This is a genomic window from Bacteroidota bacterium (assembly GCA_016711505.1).
GTDB lineage: Bacteria > Bacteroidota > Bacteroidia > AKYH767-A > 2013-40CM-41-45 > JADKIH01.
Genome location: JADJSV010000002.1, coordinates 470,349 through 490,247 on the forward strand (window position 1 = coordinate 470,349; position 19,899 = coordinate 490,247).

Consider the following 19,899-nt stretch of genomic DNA (forward strand, 5'->3'; position numbering starts at 1 on the left):
GCCATAAATTAATCATACAACATCCCGGTATACTAAATAATCCATTTACTCCTGGGCCAAAAAGAGCCATCTGTTCAAAATAATTCTATAATCCCAATCCCGGTAATCCTATAATCCAAAAAAATCCCGGTAAAAAAAATTATCAAACCATAGCTGAAATATCTTAATCCAGTACTCAATAATCCTAGTATCCTAGTATCCTATAATCCTATAATCCTATAATCCTAATATCCTATAATCCATTAATCCTAATCAAAAAGGGGTGTCAAGCCTCTGCCTAACACCCCCTTTTTCATAATGCTCATTGATTCTATCTGACAACAATTCTTGTTGTCTTTGTTACCACCTCATCAGCCGATAATGTAACCATATAAACTCCTTTGGTCACTCCGGTAATATCAAATTCTCTCGTGTTCATTCCGGTTTCAGAAGTGAATACTTCATTTGAAATGATGTTCCCAATAAGATCAGTGATCCTGATCAGATATTTCGTTTCAGTTTCTGAATTGAACGTTACAAGAATTTTTCCTGAAGTTGGATTTGGATATACTACTATTTCAGAGTCGGTGATCTCAATTTCATCGGCAACAGTCCGACACGACAGGTTCACTGCAACATTCAATTGTCCCGGTTGTGAAGGTCCGCATAAGCTGTTAGCATTTGCACGAATTATTGAAGAAGGATTCAGCGATGTATTGTAATTGACTACTGCGCTTGTTCCCGAAGGTGAAATTGATGCGCCACCTGTAACTGACCATGAATACGAAGTCGCACCTGAAACCGGTGCAATGTTATAAGCAACGGATGAATTTGTTTTACAGACAGACGTAGGGCCGCTGATCACAGGAGCCGCAGGACGTGATGTAATTGTGAAACACCGCGCAGGTCCTGTTCCACAGGCACTGTTTGCAGAAACGCAGATCGTTGACGAATTGGATGTGAATGCAGGCGTAAATCTGACGTTAATAGACAATCCGTTTGGTGCAGTAGAAAGAATCGTAACACCTGCCGGAACTGTCCAGTTATAAGACGTTGCCGTTGGTACCGGAGCAATTGAATATGTAACCTCTGATAGTCCGCAAACGCCGCTTCCCGGTCCTGATATCGATCCAGGTTGAGCAGGAGTAGAGTTCACAGCGAATGAACGCGAATACGAACCACAACTGTTTGCATCAGTAATAGTAACCATTCCTGAAGTCCATGCCGGACCAAAGTTGATGGTCGCTGTTGTAGTAGATGCAGTCGTAACTGTAGATGCAACTGTTGCATCACCTGTAACTGACCATGTATAAGATGTTGCACCAACAACAGTATTCATTGTATAGACTCCTGTTCCGCCTGCACAGACAAACGTCGGACCTGTAACCGGATTAGAGTGAGCAGGGATACCTGTGATTGTCATACCGCGGACAGCACTTGATCCTTTACAGTTCACACTGCGAACTTGAATTGAACCTTGTCCGAAGTTCGAAGGAATGCTGACTTGTATCGTATTTGTTCCTTGTCCATTTACAATAGATGCACCTGTACCTGTTATTGTCCAGTTGAAACTTGTTGCATTAGGTGCAGAAGTGGAATACGTATGTATTCCCGGACCACATGGTAGTACCGGACCTGCAATTACAGCAGGAACCGGAGGCGCCACTGTGTTCACAGGAATGTTCAGACAAGATGTTGCAGAAGTGCCGCAAACATTTACAGCAGCTACACAAATAAATCCGTTAGCATATGCAGGACCAAAAGCTACAGTGATACTGTTTGAAGTTGAAGACCCTGTTGCTCCTGTAGGAAGTGTCCAGATATACGAAGATGCTCCCGGAACCGGTGTCACCGAATAAACAATTCCTGATGTACTTCGGCATGCACCTGCCGGACCGGAAATGGATCCCGGAACAATGATCGAACCACCTGTTGTGTTAACAACAGCACTGGTTGAAGCAGTACATCCCTGGCTATCTGTAACTGTAACTGAATAATTTCCACCCGTTAGATTATTTGCTGTTTGAGTTGTCTGTCCATTTGACCATAGATAACTATAGCTACCCGAACCACCGCTTGCATTTGCTGTGGCTGAGCCATCGCTTGATGAACATGATGAAGGTGTAGTCGTTGTTAGTACTTCAACTTTTGTTGGTTGAGTCAGTGTAAGTGAAATTTCAGATGCACATCCATTGGCATCAATAACAGTGTAAGCCATCGTACCCGCAAACTGCGCGAAAGTACCTGTGCCGCTGTATGGTGATGTACCGCCACTTGCTGTCACATCAACTAATGTTGAACCTCCGAAACATGATATAGAAGTACTGTTCGAAGCAGCCGCAATTAATTGCGACGGTTCGGTTACAGTGATCATTGTAGATGTAGAACATCCGTTTGCATCAGTGAGAGTATAGTTATACATGCCTGCACCAACATTGAAATCTCCCGTTCCTGAATATGGTTCAACACCACCGGAACCGGAAACAGAAATGGTAGTTTCACCACCATAACATGCGATAGCTGTTGCGGAAGAGGATGCAACAAACTGTGCAGGTTCAGTTATTGTGAGAGTAACTTCAGAAGTACAACCTTTTGCATCTGTTACAACAAAAGTTTGTGTTCCAGCCGTTACAGTATGAGCGCCATCGCCGGAGTAAGGCGATGTTCCACCACTTGCCGTGATGGTAACTGTTGTTGTGCCGCCATAACAATTGATATTTCCCTGTGAAGTTGATAGAGTTAATGATTCATCTACCGTCAACACTCCCGGTTCATATACGAGAATATAATTGGCAGGAGTATCAGCTTGTACCAGATCACTCGGAACGATCTGATAAGTTCCACCTGCAAGATTACCACTGCCAACATTCACATTCATGTTGTCAAGAATAGTAAATACCGGTCCGCTTGCAATCACGTTACTGTCTGCATCTTCGTATTGGTAGATGGAGTTGGTGAACGTGTAAGCCGGTTGAACACCGTTGCAACCTGCAGTGGTATCGTTTGCTTTTACAGTAAGTGTTTCAGGAACGATCGTAAGTGTTCCTAGTCCGTAAGAGATGTCGAAGTTTTCCGATAACAATACACCCGGAGCGATCACCCAGTTTCCTACTGTGATACCGGTGATCATGTTCATGGAAGTATAACCAACAATCGAATCATTCGGATCTCCATACACATCGAGTGAATCGACGATCAGTACAGCGTATTCGTTTGATTCATCGTTGAAGGTATTGCTGTTCACGGCTTGCTTTCCATTTACGGCTTGCTTACCATTCACTGCTTGTTTACCATTCACTGCTGCTTTACCATTCACGGCTTGCTTACCGTTCACGGCTGCTTTACCATTCACGGCTTGCTTGCCATTGTATAGTACAGCATTGGTTGAATCGATATGGTAATCGAAGATCGATGCCGGATGTACCGGAATGTAATAGGTCGTGTCGTAAGAGATACTGTTCACTGCTTGTTTTCCATTGACAGCTTGTTTACCGTTGACAGCCGCTTTTCCGCTGACAAGGAAACTCATGTTCTGGAAATCGGCAGCACTCAGTCCGTTGACGGCTTGTTTACCATCGACCAGTACAATTGAAGTTGACATGGCAGACTGATGTTCTTCCGATAATGAATCATGGAATAAAAGTTGTTCGGAAGGATCAATGTTAGAATCATCGTAAACATATGTGAACTGAATATCTTTTCCATTGATGGCATCACCATAAACCAATGTCATATCGTTTGGTGTGACCATGATCGGCATTCTTTCAATAGTAAGAACACCATCCACAAACTGATAGTTGAAGATTGCAGAAAGCGCGAGTGACTGCGGATTGGAAAGATCCGTCACCGCAGAGTGACCGCGTCTGAAATATAAACCGATATCGGAAGTGTTGGTTGCATTGGTAGAGTAGGTAACGTCTGTCAAGCCAAGCGTAGATAAAGTTTGTCCTGTGCTTGCCATTGGAACATCGTTGATCGTAACATCAAAAGAATAAGCAGGAATGACCTCGCCATATTTTTTGTTAACGCTGTTGATGGTCACTTTTACGTTCTGCGGAATCGTGCTGAGTAAATAAATAGAATCACTTACTCCACCATCCAGACCACTTGGAGCGATCGGTGGATTGTAAACCACCAGTGGCGGGTTACCTAAGAAATCAGGAAGTTCCACAGTAAGTTGATTGCCGACCACTGTAGCCGGAATTGTATCGTATTGGAAGATGACCGAAGCATCAGGAGCAATGTATTCACCATTGATGACAAGCGTGATCGGTTGTAATCCCGGTGTGAATGCAGAATCTGCTAAATGATAATCATCGATGATCGGGAACGGATTAGCAAATGTCTGCAGCGCAGCATCGGCCTGAATGAATCCTGCTCCTGTTGCTGCATCATATCCTGCACCATCCATGTTGATGGCAGTCGATTTCAAGAGTGCTTTCATTTGTGCACCGTTGAATGTTTCGCCTGCATAATATTTTTCTTTGGCTTCAATCAAAAGAGCAGCCACACCCGCAGCATGCGGAGCAGCAGCAGAAGTACCGAAGAAGTTAGGGAAAAGATCGTTGTCAATATTCACGCCGCCGAAATTCACAGTTGTATTCACGCCATTCGGAGCGCAGAAGTCAGGCTTCTGTCTGTCGATACCATCGATAAGCACTCCACCTCGTGAAGAGAAGGAAGCTACTGTCGGAGGATTCACACCATAAACAGGGGTATTAGTATACAACACTGCACCGATCGACATAGCGCTTTCAGCATTTGCCTGTCCGATGACAGTTGCTGTTCCCTGATTGTATTCATTGATCACACCTTCACCACGGAAGATGACATATTTGAAACGAACATTGCCAACACCACTCTTGCGGGTGATAATGATGTTTGCTCGCGAAGTAACCTTCACAACTAATGGAAGGATCTCACGTGGATCACCATCGATGTTGTTACGATTGACGCCAAACCGACGTGCACCGAACTGATCGACCAGGAAGATGTCAGGGTCATTCTGAGCACCAACGATCTCACCGATAGAATAGAAATCATCATTCCATTGCAGAGCGATCGTATAAGTTCCTTTTGGAAGTGTTACGCTTTGATAGAAATCACCACCACCGAAATCGTGTGCAGCACCGGCATAACCGGCAGGGGCTGCGATAGGAGTGAAATTGCCTTCGTAGGATTTTATTCCGAAGTTACCTGCCGAAGTAAAGTAGTTCACACCTGTAGCAGAAACATCTTCCACAGCTTGTGCAATGACACCATCGCGGAAGAATGGTTCAGTGATGTAGGTGATGTCATCGACAATTACTTTACATCCTGAATCACGAAGTGATTTGATGCCATCAGCAAAGTTGCCGGCACTGATGAAACCGGAACGGAACATCAGTTCAGCATTTGGAGCAACATCATGAATGATCTGCAGCATGGCACGACCTTCATCAGATCCTGTTCCATAAGGATATTCTTCAGAAACAATTACGTCTGTGTTGAAATTCGGATTAGCAGCACCCGGAAGATCACCATTCTGAACATCACGTTCAGCAGGAGTAGGGCTACCGAATTTAGTATTGTAACTATCAGAAAGTACACCCACTTTTACACCATCACCGGAAACTTTCCAGGCTTGTTTGGCTTTGTGTGACATCTGAGCTGAATCACCTTGCGATGTTGTCAAACCGGTTGATGCCAGCGCAAAATTTCCATTGATTGGAGTGTAGTATGGCCGGGCATAATTTATCAAAATTGGCAATGAATCGAGCTTCGGTAAATTTGCGATCGGATACATTCCTGTTATGATCAGAGTAGTGTCGCCATTATCGATCAAACTATTCATGCCATAAGCAGGAGTTTGCAATAAAGCAAGAAGTGTATTGTACTGACCTACGTTTGCAATTACCTCGATCAATACTTCGCCCTGGATTTCATCTATCTTAAAGATATTATTCGCAGCAGTAGTATCGACGAGAGAATCAGGATATGAATACAATTGAGTCAACTCAGATCCGATCAGATTATCGATCGTGTCATTCGTTGGTGGTTCATAATATGGAATGATACAATTTGTAACGAATACTTTCAGTTCTGTTGTCGCTGTACATCCATTACCATCAGTAACAAAATAATTGTATGTTCCGGTAACAAGGTTCAGAGTATCGCTTCCTGTATAAGTGTAAGGCGCAACACCATTCAACGGAACAAGATTTACATCACCACTTGTTGCTCCGTTTTCTGCACAAACAAATAACGTATCGCCTGCAGATGTTGTAAGTGATAAATTACATACGAAAGAACAGTTAGTACTGAACGATGCACCTGCATCTTTTCCTGCGCTCCAGAAAGTATTCATGTCGTTCACATTGTCAACCTGAATACATGAAAGTGAAGGATTTCCTGTTGCATTGAATGAAATCAGGTTTGAATTGTTTCCATTCTGGATATTCAAACTTGAAAGGTTGTTTTGATTTACAAGTAAGTCCGATAAGCTTGGAGTAGAGGAAAGATCAAGTTCAGTTAAATTATTATTTTGACTTATGAACTGCGTGATACCCGGATTCTGACTCATATCGATTGAAGTCAAGCCCGGATTGTTTGAAATGTTTAATGTCGATAACAGTGGATTGTTCGTTACATCTAAACTTGTCAATTGATTACCCAGTGCAATAACAACAGTTAAGTTTGCATTATTTGTTAAGTCAAGTGATGTAATGTTATTGAATGGACATTCAAGCCAGAATAAATTTGTATTTGAGCTGATGTCGATTGTCGTAAGCTGGTTAATTCTACATACTAATTGTTGAAGTGCAGTATTCGAAGAAACGTCTAATGTTGTTAGTTGATTACTTCCAACATCAAGATAATTCAACTGTGTATTTGCAGAAACATCAATTGTTGTTAACTGGTTATTATAAACCTGTAAAACCGTTAATGATGTGAAAGCTTCAATTCCGGTCAGATCTGAAATTGACAGGCCGTTTACATCCATATTACCGTTGAAAGCTAATGCTTCCGAGCATTCAATTTCTAAATTGCTGTTTGTGTTGATGCTTGCATTTGCAAGCAAAGCATTTTTGAAGTTGACGTCAGGGATATTCACATAGCATACACAATTTGTTCCTGTAACAACTCCACCCGGAGAGACCCAGTTTGATGTCGCACCTTCAAGGTCAAAGTTGTTCAGTATTGCATTGTTGCCATTGCCGCTTACATCAGTATCATTTATAACACTTACGTTACTTTCATTAGCAAAGCCTTGATTAAAATGAAAGGCAGCAGCTAATCCGGGTTGAGCACCGATCTCACAGTTCATATTGTCAACGATCTGCGATTGAGATCTGCTAACATTCCAGATTCTGACTTCATCTAATGCACCATCCAGAAATTCATTACCAAATGATTTTCCGATCTGAAGATTATTTGCAGTCGGAACATTTAAAGTGCCCGGAGTATCTTGTCCGCGTAACACACCATCGGTATATATCGAACGTGTTGTACCATCGTACGTGGCAGCAATGTGATGCCAGTTACCATCAAGTATATTTGGAATCATCACTATAAGATCATTCGCCCACCAGTAATTAACCAGTTGTGTTGGTCCGGCAAATCTGATCGCATTAGATTCATTCTGTGTTCCGAAGTTTCCATATCCTATGAATCCTTCGTTGAAGTTAATTGTATTTGGTTTGATCCATGCTTCAAGAGTATAAGGGCTGTTGCCGGTTGGAAGATTGTCGACTGTGTTTAATGAAACAAAATCATTAACTCCATCAAAATCCAGAGCAGCTGCCGGTGTACAACCTGAGTGAGTATTAATATCTGAATCATCACAATCATTATAGTCATTCACAAGGTTTCCAGGTGCAAAGCAAGGAGATGTAACAACTATAGAGTTATTAGGGTCTCCAAAGCCATCACCATCCAGATCATAATACATTGTACCTGCATAACCACCATTCCAGTTAGAAACGTTGAAGTCTCCTGAAAGTGAAAAAGAGATCAGTTGACCAATGTTATTGGTCGAAGTAAAATCAGTAAGAATGTTGACTCCTGGATTCTCGGTGTTAGCTGTACCGTGATCGAAAGGATAATAATTTATTAAATTCGGTTCATAATAGACATAAGCAGTCATTTTGGATCTGATCTCTGCTTGTGTTTTTGCTACATCCCAGATACGTACCTCGTCCATTTTTCCGGAGTACCACTCAAGATTGAAATCAGGCCATCCGCCTAGTCGGCCAACATTAAATCCTGATGTTAAATCTCTGGAGTAAGTGTCAGTTATGGATTCGTCAACTCTTCCATTTACATAGATCTTATAATTCATCCCTGCTCTTACCACTGCAACATGTGTCCATTGATTGAGCGAGATTGAAGTTGTTCCGGAAACTACTAAATAACCAGGAGCTCCGGCTTCTGCAAGTTCTAGCATAAGATTTCCGGAATCAAATTTAAGTCCGAACCAATTCCCCGCACCACCAGATTCACTCGTTCTGTTTGTGATAATATATCCGTTAGTTGTTGCATATGGGTGAATCCATGCTTCAATAGTGAAATCATTTGTTCCAAGATTGAAGTCCTGCATTTCTACATAGCTGGTAGCACCATCAAATGAAAGTGAATTATTTTCACTGATATTTCCATTACAGTTTTGATCTGTTCCGTCGCAAATTTCAAGAGCACCGGGACCTTCACTGTAACTATTAGGGCTGCAATCATTACTGAAAAATGAACTTCCACAAGGCGTAGCCGGCAGTACTCCAAAACCATCGTTATCATAATCATAATAAGTTGTATGAAGATCATCGCAATCCAGATTATTAACTACATATCCCGGAACAGGAGCAACATCAATGATCTGACTTGCATTGTCTCCAAATCCATCACCATCAACATCTGCATAGAAAGTTCCCGGTAAATTACAATTTGTACCTGTAACAACACCGCCACTGGTGATCCAGTTTGAAGTGTTTCCGTCAAGTGTAAAATTGAAAAGACTTCCATTCCCGTTGAGTGCCGCATCTGCTAACTGATCAATCATTGGTGTTGTGTTATCACTTTCTCCTATACCTTGATTGAAATGATAATTGGCCAACAAGTCTGATTGCGGTGCAAGAATTTCACAAGCATAATGATCTGTAATTTCCTGGGCCGTTAATGCTCTTGACCAGATACGAAGTTCATCCATAGATCCCGGGTAGAATCCTGAAGTTCCTAATCTAGATCCGACATATATTGAACTGCCAAGTCCACCGCCTATTGCAGTAACTGATGCCACAAATGCACCATTTACATAGATAGATTGTAAATTAGTTTGGTCGTCATAGGTACAAGCAATATGATTCCATGTGCCAAGAACCAATGGACCTGTTGATACAGAAGTGTTATCTCTCAGCCAAAATTCAAGATTCTCAGTTGATCCTTCTAAACTAGGATCGGAAATTGAAGCAGCACTTTCCCATACAAAAGCATTTTGACTTGCATCAGCTTTCACCCAAACTTCAATTGTGAAAGAGCTTGTGCTAATTGTTGGAATCGCTACATAATCATCTATACCATCAAAGTGCAATGCAGAACCCGGACCGCCGGAAGTTAAATCACTGCCATTACAATCCTCATCGATAGAGTTGTTTGGAATCTCTGTTGCACCCGGATTGATTAGAGGGTCATTGTCATTACAGTCTGCACTGCTTTCAGTATAACCTGGAGGTATAGTACAAACGCTACCTACAAGAATAGAATTATTCAGATCTCCATAAGTATCTTCATCACCATCTGCATAATATGTCAGAAGTGTAATGGGTGTACATGAAGTTCCTGAAACAACTCCGCCAACTTCAACCCAATTTGATTCTGTTCCTGAAAGTGAACTGTTTTGAATTACACCATTACGATTATTTCCGGAAGCATCGTTTACAATGTCTACTGAAGGATTGTTTGATCCGGCAATTCCTTGGTTCAATGGGTAGTATGCTACCAGACCCGGAGCGTTTGTCGGGATCTCGCAATTCATATTAGCACTTATTTCGGTCTCGCACAATGCACGATTCCAGATTCTGACTTCGTCAAGAGTTCCGTCTAATGCATATCCTGAATTGTCATTTCCAAGGATAAGATCGAATATTGTATCATTGACTGTTCCTGTATATGGCACTGTTGCTTCAAGAGCCCCATTGACATACAACTTCATGTCGAAGCCATCATATGTACCTGCAACATGGTACCATTCTCCGGGAGTAATAGTAGTAGTTGAATTCGCATCATGCCATCCCCAGCCGTTTACAAAGAATGTAAAATTTGTACCGCCGCCACTTAAGTTTAATCCGTATCCATCTGCAAAAGAAGACGGTTCGGTTTTCATGATGATACCTGCATAGTCGTCAGCAGTTCTCGGCTTAACCCAACATTCAATTGTCAATTCAGTTGGGTCTAAAGCGTCATCATCAGGAACAATTACAAGATCATCAACACCATCTAAACTTAAGGCAGCACCCGGTATTGGAGTCGCAGCTTCCCCGATCTGAAAATCAGAGAATGATGTAAGTTGTCCTGCTGTGATCGATAAACTTGTTCTGTTGAACACCTGGAAATCTATCCAGTCAGGTGCATCATATTTTTTTACAATAAAGTTATTGAAGTCTGCATTCAGATCAACATCTGCAGCATCCCAGTTGAATGTAACAACTAAGTCCTGAAAATTCAGTCCTGCATTGGTAAGATTCCAGAAACGGTTTACTGCTTTATTCGGGTCAATTCCTGAAGAAGCAATTTCCGGATGCACACCAGGCTCTGTACGTGCTATAATTCCACCATCAGGGAACAATCACCTGTACATTTAAAGATACAGGTGCATATTGTGTTGCATCACCGATTGGATAATCTTTTACTCCTGTTGAAGTAAAGTCTCTTTGTAAATTTCCAACTACGTAAGAAGTTGAAGATGCATTGTGATGGTAGCAGAAGCACCAATAATTACATTGCTGAGATTTGTGATCAGCTTACCATTATTAAAATTAAGGTCTTGATTAATTGTTTGTGTTCCCTGAATAACGACGTCAAATGGATTGAGAATAGTCAACTTTTCAATTGAGCCTTGACCGAAAATGGTTTGCTGAAGACTTCCTGTCATAGAAAGATCTGTAAATTCAATTGATCCTCCATTAGTCAGATTCAAGCCACTGAATGTCATGTCGCCTCCTGTTAATGTCGCAAGTGGATCTACAATCAATTCATTTGCATTGATAACAGTTTGAATATTGAAAGTTCCATTCTTAAAGACAAGCATTCCGCTGGCCATTGATAGGAATGATGAGCCCCCAAATGTAAGGGTGCCCGGAGTAGCAAAAGTAAATAACCCATTATTGTCAGGACAATAGAATGTTCCATTGAATGTATTATCCCAGCCGGTCGCAACATTTACAATTCCAAAATTATTATTGAATGTACCGTCATTTGTAAATACAGATAGATTTAAAATAGTGTTTAGAGTTGACCCTGTAGCATTGAATGTGTGATTGACAGTTCCTGTTGAAGTATTGTTCAGATTAAAGTTATTGATAGTTACCTGATCTATACCATCGTGAAACAAAAAGTTCACGATATTGTTATTGATCATTTCTCCTGCCATATTATATTCAATCAATGCGCAGCAAGAAACGTCAGAGTTTTCAATATTTATTACACCGTTATTTGTAACAGACAAAAATAAGTTTGCTCCATTGGCAGTATTATTTCCTAAGTTTAAAGTTGCATCACTGTTAATTATCATCAAACCTTGACCGGTCAATGTGCCATTTTCAACTATAACAGTTCCGGAAACATCAAGATCAGTACCTGGTCCGTCAGCAATCACAATTCCTGGTCCTGTTACATGTAATGTTGCACCGGTTTGAACAACGATTTGATCTGCGGTAATTCCACCATCAACCGTAACCGTAAATCCACTTTGAAGAGTGATAGTATTGTCCCCATAATTCGGAGTACTTAAAGCAGGTTGCCAAGTACAGCCATCAAAATATTCCCAGGTAGAAAGAGCGCCCCAATTGCCACTGGCAATTGAACGAAAATCACCTGTTGGAATACATGCTTCAAAGTTTTCTCCGATCTGAAATTCACTGAAGGATGTGATGTTAAAGGCAGTCAGAGATGTTTCTGTTATGTTACCTACTGTAGGAAGTGTCCAGGTTGGATCATTGTATTTTGCAACGATAAAATTGTTGAAGTTAGTGCTGCCATCAACTTCAGCAAGGTCCCATGAGAAATTAACATCACATGTATTAAAACTTAAACTGTGATTAGTTATGTTCCAGACACGGTTCACACTTAACGCCTGGTCAATTCCTGAATTGAGAATGTCGGCATGGTCTCCTGCTGTTGTATGTGCATTAATAAATCCGTCACCACTACCGTCATTTGGAAGATCGAATGTCAGTGCGATAGGTGCGTAAGCATTTTCATCACCAATAGGTAATTGTACTGGACCCGGAGTTGCATATGCAAAATGGTGCCGTAGATTACCATTGACATATGAATTCACAGATGGATCCATAATAACAGCACCAGGCCCAAGAATCAATGTGTTCGGACCGGTATTAATTAATCCAACACCCATATTCAAAGTATTTACAATGGTCTGATTTCCATCAAGTGTTACTCCGGATTCATTATAGATAGACATATTTGCAATACTTCCTGATCCAAGAATAGTCTGTTGTCCAAGTGATGTAAAAGAAAATCTTGCCAGTTGAATCAATCCATTATTTTCTAATGTACTTCCGTAAAATTCAATTCTGCAAGTCCATTCAATTCTGCATCGGAATAAATCCGATATGTACCTGAATGTGTGCCAAAAGAATTTCCTAGTCTGAGTTCTGAAGCTGATTGAAGTTCTACAACACCAAGATTGTTAAATTGCATTTCTTCATCATAGATCAATCCATCGATTCCAGTATCAATCCATATAGTACCGGAAGGCATGTTATTAAACTGGGAGTTGGAACTAATCGAACCCAGGAAACTTGTTGAAGCATTAAAATATAAGTTGTCGTAATTGTTGAAAAAAGTATTAGCTCCTCCGAAGGTAATGGTTGCATTTGAGTTCCAGGTTATCGGTGTGTAATTATTAATAGTCAATCCGTCATTAAACGAATAACTTCCACTCGACATTTCTATAGTAGAACCTGGCAGGAAGTCAATAATTCCCGGTCCATAAATATCACTACCTAAAAGAAAAGTACTTCCATCTTCGAATTGTGCATTTCCAAGTATATTAAAGGTAGCAGCTGAGAACTCAATTGTACCGGAACATTGTAAATCTATTCCGGCTCCATCAGCAATGGTAAATTCCATTTCTGTTACCAATAAACTACTGCCTGGATTAATTATTAGTTGGTCAACTACAAGAGGCGAAGTATTTCCAGGTACCATATAATGGTCGGTAATTGTAATTTGTTCAGCATTTGATGCTACCGGATAATCAATAGCAGGTACCCAGGAATTTCCGTCAAATGTTTCCCAGTTGGAAATATCGTCCCACGCGCCATCACTCACAGTTCTATAGTCATTTACTGCATACGAAGCTACTTCTCCTACCTGATAGAATCTATCTGCAAAAGTAGTAACACCGGAAACATCAATTGAAGTTGGTTGTGGGTTAGAAGATGTTGCAATGCTCCAAATACTGGCATCACTGTAATAAGAACCTACTCCAAAATTTGAAGTAATTGCATCAAGATCAACATCAGTTGCATCCCAGTTTAATGTAAAATCAGCAGTAGAAAATATCTGATTCGCACTCTGATCAATTGACCAACAACGATTCACACTTAAATCACTTATAATACTTGATGTTCCAACTTGCGGATGATCATTTCCCAGGAATGGATACGGAATTCATCACCAAGAAGTAAACCATTTATAGTTAATGATACCGAGTGTAAACGTTGTCGTCACCAACAGGAAAATTTAATGTAGTTGTACCTGCAGGGAAACTTCTTTGGATAAAACCATTTACATAGCTACTTGAAGAACCTGAAGAAATATTACCGGTTGATAAGATGCTTATTGTATGAGCAAATGTTCTGATCTTTCCTGTTGTCAATGTAAGAAGTCCGTTGAAACTTTGAGACCCACCTAATGTAATTCCCACTCGGATTAGCAACAGTCATATTTAAAATTGATCCATTACCATTAATTGTTTGGTTAGAAGCACCGACAACTTGAAGATTGGTAGTATTTAATGTACCATTGTTTGTGAGTGTCGGACCGGAGAAAGAAATATTGTTTGCTGTCAACGTTGCACTATTATTCACAACTAAAGTACCGCCCACATTACAGTTTCCGGTTAATGATAAAGTTCCTGCGGATACTGTCATCGCTGATCCTGTATTCGTGTAAACGCTAACAAAGCTATCGAAAGTAGATGTGCTTGTAGTGGATTTAGTAATGCTTCCCCCTGTATTATTCCAGAATGTAAATGTCGCAGAAGGATCACCATTGAAATGTAGAAAAGAAGGAGCAGATAAATTGAATGCACCATTGTTTTGAAGTGTGATAGTACCACCATTATATGCAATATTGTTTGCTGTCCCCGGCCATGTCATTGTACCATTGTTGGTGAAAGTATGAGTACCTGAAAGAAACATACTACCTGTACCTGTCCAATTGAAATTTCCACCGATATTATTTGTCCAGTCACCATTGCCTGTAATTGTGCCTGAATTAAAATTAAAGACTCCGCCACTGGTAATTGATACAGTTCCTCCTGAGCCATTGCTCAGTGTTGGCCCGCTTAAATTACATGTCCCTATGATCGTAAGTGAATTTCCTACACCCCCATTCAGAGTCAGAGAACCGGAACCGGATACTGTTAAAGTTCCGCCTGAATTAACCACTGTATTATCTGTAGTTACATTGGAATTGATAGTAACTGTGTGAGTGCTTAGAATTGTAATTGTGCTATCTGAAAAAGATGGTGATGTAATAGCGCCTATCCATCCGCAAGCTGTGAGTGTTTGCCATATCGCCGGATTACTCCAGGAACCTGAACCCGCTGTACGATAGGTATATGTTGCACCCATAGCATAAGAACGAACCCAGTTAGAAGTTGTCCCACTCAATGCAAATCCGTTTAACGTACCGTTGTAGGCGTTACTGCTCAGATCAAGAAGTGTTGTAAGACCCGGATTATTTTGATCTGCAATTCCTGATTGAATGGATACATTACTACTAAGCCTGTTTGTGGAGTTATCTCACAATTCATGTTTCCTTGTATCTGAACTTGTGAACGTGATACATTCCATATCCGTAATTCATCTAAAGTTACTGCAGTATATCCTTGTAAAATATTATTCATCAATCCCGCACCGATTGAAGTCAAAGACATAGGTTGTGGACCAAGTCCGGTTGTACCTGTGCCATCAGAAATTCCATCCAGATAAAAAGTAACGGCGTTTCCTGATTTTGTAACTGCAACATGATGCCAGTTACCATCATTAACGTTAGTATTGCCGGTGAGCTGATGTAGTGATATACCATCACCAACAGCAAGTCGTAACTTTCCGGTGTTTAGTGCAAACTGCACATAATTGTTATTTATTGCTTCCCCATACAAAGATGGTTGCGTTTCCATCAGTTGTCTGAATCCAGGTTTCGATTGTAAAGGTTCCGGAATAAGGGACGACTGTGTTAGTAGAAACATAATCGTTTGTACCATCAAAATGCAATGCGTTTGAACCTTGCGCTTTTAATTCTGATGCGAAAGAAAATGTTAAAATAAAAAGTGTGGACAATACAAAATTTGCCCAATTGAATGGTGTGGGGTTTTTCATGTGTGTTTCAGTGTGTATTGGTTTGCAAATTAAGAAATTGCTGAGTCATATTAAAATTTTATCGGTAAACTGACGAGTATTTTTTTTTCTATTTTTTCATAGATAAAAATGCTCGAAAATGCAGCAAAATCAATAGATTTAAGACTTGACAGGAATTAATTCCAAAGATTAATGCATTAACCCGGTTAATTTCTTCGAATTCCTGGTTATTTGCTTGGTAAAACGCGCAAAAATGAATGTTAATAATTAATTAATTTTGTTCTTAATTTCTGATTCGATGGCAGGATTTTTTAAATGTGGAAATTCTGTTTTTGTGAACGTCTGAATTTAGAATAAAAACAACTACTTTGTAAAAATGAAAATCATCACCTTCTTTGTTTCACTTCTGCTTATTTTGAATTTCAGCTCTCTTCTTTTGAAAGCTGAAGAGATTTCAACGCCTGATACTGTCAATGTCGGATTATACATTACAAGTATTCATGACATAGATTTCCGGCAGAAAGAATATTCCGTGAATCTGTGGCTATGGCTAAAATATAAGAACAGAGATTTTGATTTCATGAAAAATCTTGAAGTACCAATGGCAAAGTCTGTCGAAAAATCGTATGCAACTGTCGATACACTTGAAGATGGCCGGATCTATTTGCTGATGAAACTTCAATGTGTGATGAAAGGAACGTGGAAGATAAATGATTTCCCATTCGACAGACAAAAATTACGATTTGCAATTGAGAATTCTATGTACGATTCTAAAGCATTGGTGTTTTCTGAAGATACTGTTGGGAAACATTATGGTAAATATTTTTAATGGGATGGGAGAAAGACAGTTTCAATATTAAAACAGAAATGAAACGATATGAAACTGCTTTCGGTGACCCTAGAACTTGATAAACCGGAATCAGAGTACAGTAGTTATAAAGCTACAATTGTTGTCCATAGAAATTCATGGGAAATGTTTTTCAAGATATTTTTAGGAATGTATATCTCGTTTCTCATCTCCACGATATGCTTTTTGTCCACCTGACAATATGGAATCACGACTGGCTTTAAGTGTTGGTTCTTTGTTTGCTGTAATCGGTAACAAGTATATAATTGATTCTTCACTTCCGGAATCCAATACGTTTACAATGGTCGATACACTGCATGGACTGACATTGCTTTATATTTTTCTTGTGATCGCATCTTCTGTTTATACGCTACGGCTTGTTCGTGCAGGATTTGAACACCGTTCTGAAAAACAAAACCGGTTGATGGGGTGGATGTTATTACTTTTTTATGTAGCGTTGAATATATGGGTTATCCTGCAATCATATAATACGATTGCAACTGGATAAAAAATATGAGACAACTTATTTCCTGCATTGTTTAATTTATTATTGAAAATGAAACAGATCGTATTTTTTATTTTATTGTCGTTTGCTTCCGTATCGAAGGCAAACATCCATTTACCATCCTTTTCCGGACTCAAATGCTTATTGGAATATTATAGTTGAAGTGTATTGTGCACCGATGAATAGCCATGTATTTGATCATCACTCTGTCGAAATCGGAGGTGATACACTTATCGGTGGAATTCAGTATCATACTTTTCAGGTACCATTCATTCAATCTGGAAGCAATGGCGTTTGTCCCTACTATCAGAGTGGATATAAAGGTGCGTTTCGTCAGGATACAACTTTAAGGAAAGTTTATATTATATCTCCCGGTGATTCTCTGGAGCAAATATTATACGATTTTAGTCTTAATGTTGGTGATACTGTATCAGGATATCTGGTAAGAGATTTACCGACAGTCGAAACGGTTATTAGTATTGATTCAATAATTATAGGAGGAAGTTACAGGAAGAGATGGCTGATTAATTCAATATATCCACTTTATATGACGGAAGGTGTAGGGTGGCATTACGGTTTAATTGTTCAATCACCAGGAATATTGCTAGACGCAACAAACATAAATATGACATGCTTTACACAAAATGGAATTGTTCTTTTTAATAATGGGTTTCCGGTGTGTGACCTGATTGATCAAGTTGAAAGAAATAATCAGGAACAAACAATTTTTGAGTTACCCAAATCCTGCAACATCAACGACTAAGGTAAAATTGCCTTTATCTTTTGTCAATGGAAGATTTGAAGTTTATGATATTAATGGCAAATTAATTGAAGATTGCAGTGTTGGTGAGAACGTGGATTTTGAATTTGATGTTACATCATTCCGGAAAGGAATTTATTTTATGAAATTTTATTCTGTTGAAGGGAAAAATACTTCGTTAAAATTAATTAAGGAGTAATTATAGAATCACATGTAATTGAATTTTTTCAGAATAGCAGTTAATTATACCTGATTTCTTACAGTTTACAATTATCAATTCTGCAATTGGGTTCTATTTATTTATGAAATTGATTAAGAAAAATGGAAAATCATAGTTTTTACTGTACTGAAAGTTACTATTGATTACAGAAATGACTTTTAGTCAATCAAAAGTTGTTGAACTTTTGTTAGTGGAGTAGTATTAAATTGTGAATAAACACACTAAATCCACACAATGAAAAAATTAATTACTCTTATTATTGTTTTTGCATTTTCGAAAACAAATTTAAATGCACAACTTTTGAACGGTTCTTTTGAGAACTGGAGTACTGTGCAGTATAATGATCCTGCCGGATGGCATAATGGAAATGAGGAATCTGTTCCGACTATTGGTTCCGCATGTGTGACTGAAGTTGCAGGTGTAACCGGTTCAGCGATCAGACTTGAAACAATGGTAAATGAAAATGACACGGCTCAGGCTTTCTTTACTAATGGTGATCCTATGAGTGGTGAAGGCGGAGTACCATGTGCTTCTCAGCCCACTTCAATAACAGGAAATATACGTTACAACATTCCCGGAAACGATACTGCTCTTATTCTTATCATGTTCAAAAAGAATGGTGCCGTAGTCGGACAGAATGTTATACAGATAAAAGGAACCGGTATTCAGAATTCATTCGCACCATTTTCTTATCCTGTAACTTCTTCGGTTGCTCCTGATTCAGTTATTATCGCAGCAACATCAAGTAATTTATTAGGCAACGGTGGAGTAGAAGTAGGAAGTTTCATTGAGATCGATGACCTTGCCTTCGCAGGTGCTGCAGTTGCTATTCCTAATGGTGATTTTGAATCATGGTCGCTTCAACAGTTGATTTTGTTTCTGACTGGAATTCAAATGGAGATGTTCAGCGTACAATGGATAGCCAGGATGGTACATATGCTATTAAATTAACTACAGTTGATTATGGAAATGGTGACATCGGTGCAGGTCAGGTATCAAATGGATACTATTCTCAGAACGGTCCTGTCGGTGGATTTCCTTATACTTTAACAAGTGATACACTTTGCGGATATTACAAATACATTACTTCAGGTAGTGATTCAGCGGACATCAGCGTAACTGGCACCGTAAACAATTCTATCATCGGCGGCGGATTTCTTTCTTTTGGACCGGTATCGCAGTATACATACTTCGAAATTCCAATTTACTTTGGATCAGCACCTGATTCATTGCAGATAAATTTTTCATCGTCTCATTGGCCGTATTCAGGAAATTCTATCGGCGGTACTTTGTACATAGATAATCTTGCATTGAGGTCACAACTTACTGCCGGTATTTCTAAGAATGAGAATAAAAATCCTTTCTCGGCCTATGTATTTCCAAATCCTTCAAGTCACCTTATCTCAATAAGAACAGAGCAAAATTTATATGGTACTTCTGTAGTATCGGTTTATGATGTCTCGGGTAGTCTTGTGAAAAGTGATATTATTTACAATTCAGGAAATACAATCGAACTTGACATTACAACTTTAAATCCCGGAAATTATTTCTTTAAAGTGATCTGTGGAAGTATTGTACTTCAGAGTTCATTTACGAAAAATTAATTTCGGAATATTAATATAAAAAAAGGCCCTTAAGAAGTTGGGGTGTAGTCTGCAGACTACACCCCAACTTCTTAATGCCTTTCAATAAGTGATCTTGATTGTTAATTTTTCTCAATCACTACAGTCTGTGTTTTGACAATCGCTCCATCTCTTTCTAAAAGAAGAATGTAAACACCGTTTGTGA

Annotated in this window: 12 protein-coding genes; 6 read left to right on the top strand and 6 right to left on the bottom strand. The window is 39.5% G+C overall.

The genetic code is table 11. The features are described from left to right. Positions 1–310: 310 nt before the first annotated feature. The 6 genes from IPL24_05650 to IPL24_05675 all read right to left on the bottom strand — a co-directional run bounded on the left by IPL24_05650 (position 311) and on the right by IPL24_05675 (position 15,800). Complete coding sequence (locus tag IPL24_05650) at positions 311–10,795, bottom strand: T9SS type A sorting domain-containing protein (GenBank protein MBK8363174.1); 10,485 nt, start codon at positions 10,793–10,795, stop codon at positions 311–313. Between the two features lie 99 nt (positions 10,796–10,894). Continuing rightward, on the bottom strand, positions 10,895–12,724 hold the full coding sequence (locus IPL24_05655; GenBank protein MBK8363175.1) for a hypothetical protein: 1,830 nt from the start codon (positions 12,722–12,724) through the stop codon (positions 10,895–10,897). 11 nt (positions 12,725–12,735) lie between these two features. Next, positions 12,736–13,794, bottom strand: a complete 1,059-nt coding sequence (locus IPL24_05660) for a hypothetical protein (protein MBK8363176.1) — start codon at positions 13,792–13,794, stop codon at positions 12,736–12,738. Between the two features lie 218 nt (positions 13,795–14,012). Next, a complete protein-coding gene (locus IPL24_05665) occupies positions 14,013–15,089 on the bottom strand; it encodes a hypothetical protein (protein ID MBK8363177.1) in 1,077 nt (358 codons plus the stop codon). 38 nt (positions 15,090–15,127) lie between these two features. Next, positions 15,128–15,601, bottom strand: coding sequence for a LamG domain-containing protein (locus IPL24_05670; protein MBK8363178.1), 474 nt, complete (start codon positions 15,599–15,601; stop codon positions 15,128–15,130). Beyond that, positions 15,561–15,800, bottom strand: coding sequence for a hypothetical protein (locus IPL24_05675; GenBank protein MBK8363179.1), 240 nt, complete (start codon positions 15,798–15,800; stop codon positions 15,561–15,563). Before IPL24_05675 ends, IPL24_05670 begins: the two co-directional genes overlap by 41 nt. A 355-nt stretch (positions 15,801–16,155) precedes the next feature. Between IPL24_05675 and IPL24_05680 the strand changes: the two genes are divergently transcribed. From IPL24_05680 to IPL24_05705, 6 genes are all read left to right on the top strand, one after another. Beyond that, positions 16,156–16,608, top strand: coding sequence for a hypothetical protein (locus tag IPL24_05680; protein ID MBK8363180.1), 453 nt, complete (start codon positions 16,156–16,158; stop codon positions 16,606–16,608). 220 nt (positions 16,609–16,828) lie between these two features. Then, positions 16,829–17,134 (top strand): hypothetical protein, encoded by a 306-nt coding sequence (locus IPL24_05685; protein MBK8363181.1) that lies wholly within the window; start codon positions 16,829–16,831, stop codon positions 17,132–17,134. 175 nt (positions 17,135–17,309) lie between these two features. Beyond that, a complete protein-coding gene (locus IPL24_05690; protein ID MBK8363182.1) occupies positions 17,310–17,894 on the top strand; it encodes a hypothetical protein in 585 nt (194 codons plus the stop codon). Between the two features lie 7 nt (positions 17,895–17,901). Next, a complete protein-coding gene (locus IPL24_05695) occupies positions 17,902–18,090 on the top strand; it encodes a T9SS type A sorting domain-containing protein (GenBank protein MBK8363183.1) in 189 nt (62 codons plus the stop codon). 255 nt (positions 18,091–18,345) lie between these two features. Then, a complete protein-coding gene (locus IPL24_05700) occupies positions 18,346–19,062 on the top strand; it encodes a hypothetical protein (GenBank protein MBK8363184.1) in 717 nt (238 codons plus the stop codon). Then, complete coding sequence (locus IPL24_05705) at positions 18,963–19,715, top strand: T9SS type A sorting domain-containing protein (protein ID MBK8363185.1); 753 nt, start codon at positions 18,963–18,965, stop codon at positions 19,713–19,715. Before IPL24_05700 ends, IPL24_05705 begins: the two co-directional genes overlap by 100 nt. Positions 19,716–19,899 lie beyond the last annotated feature (184 nt).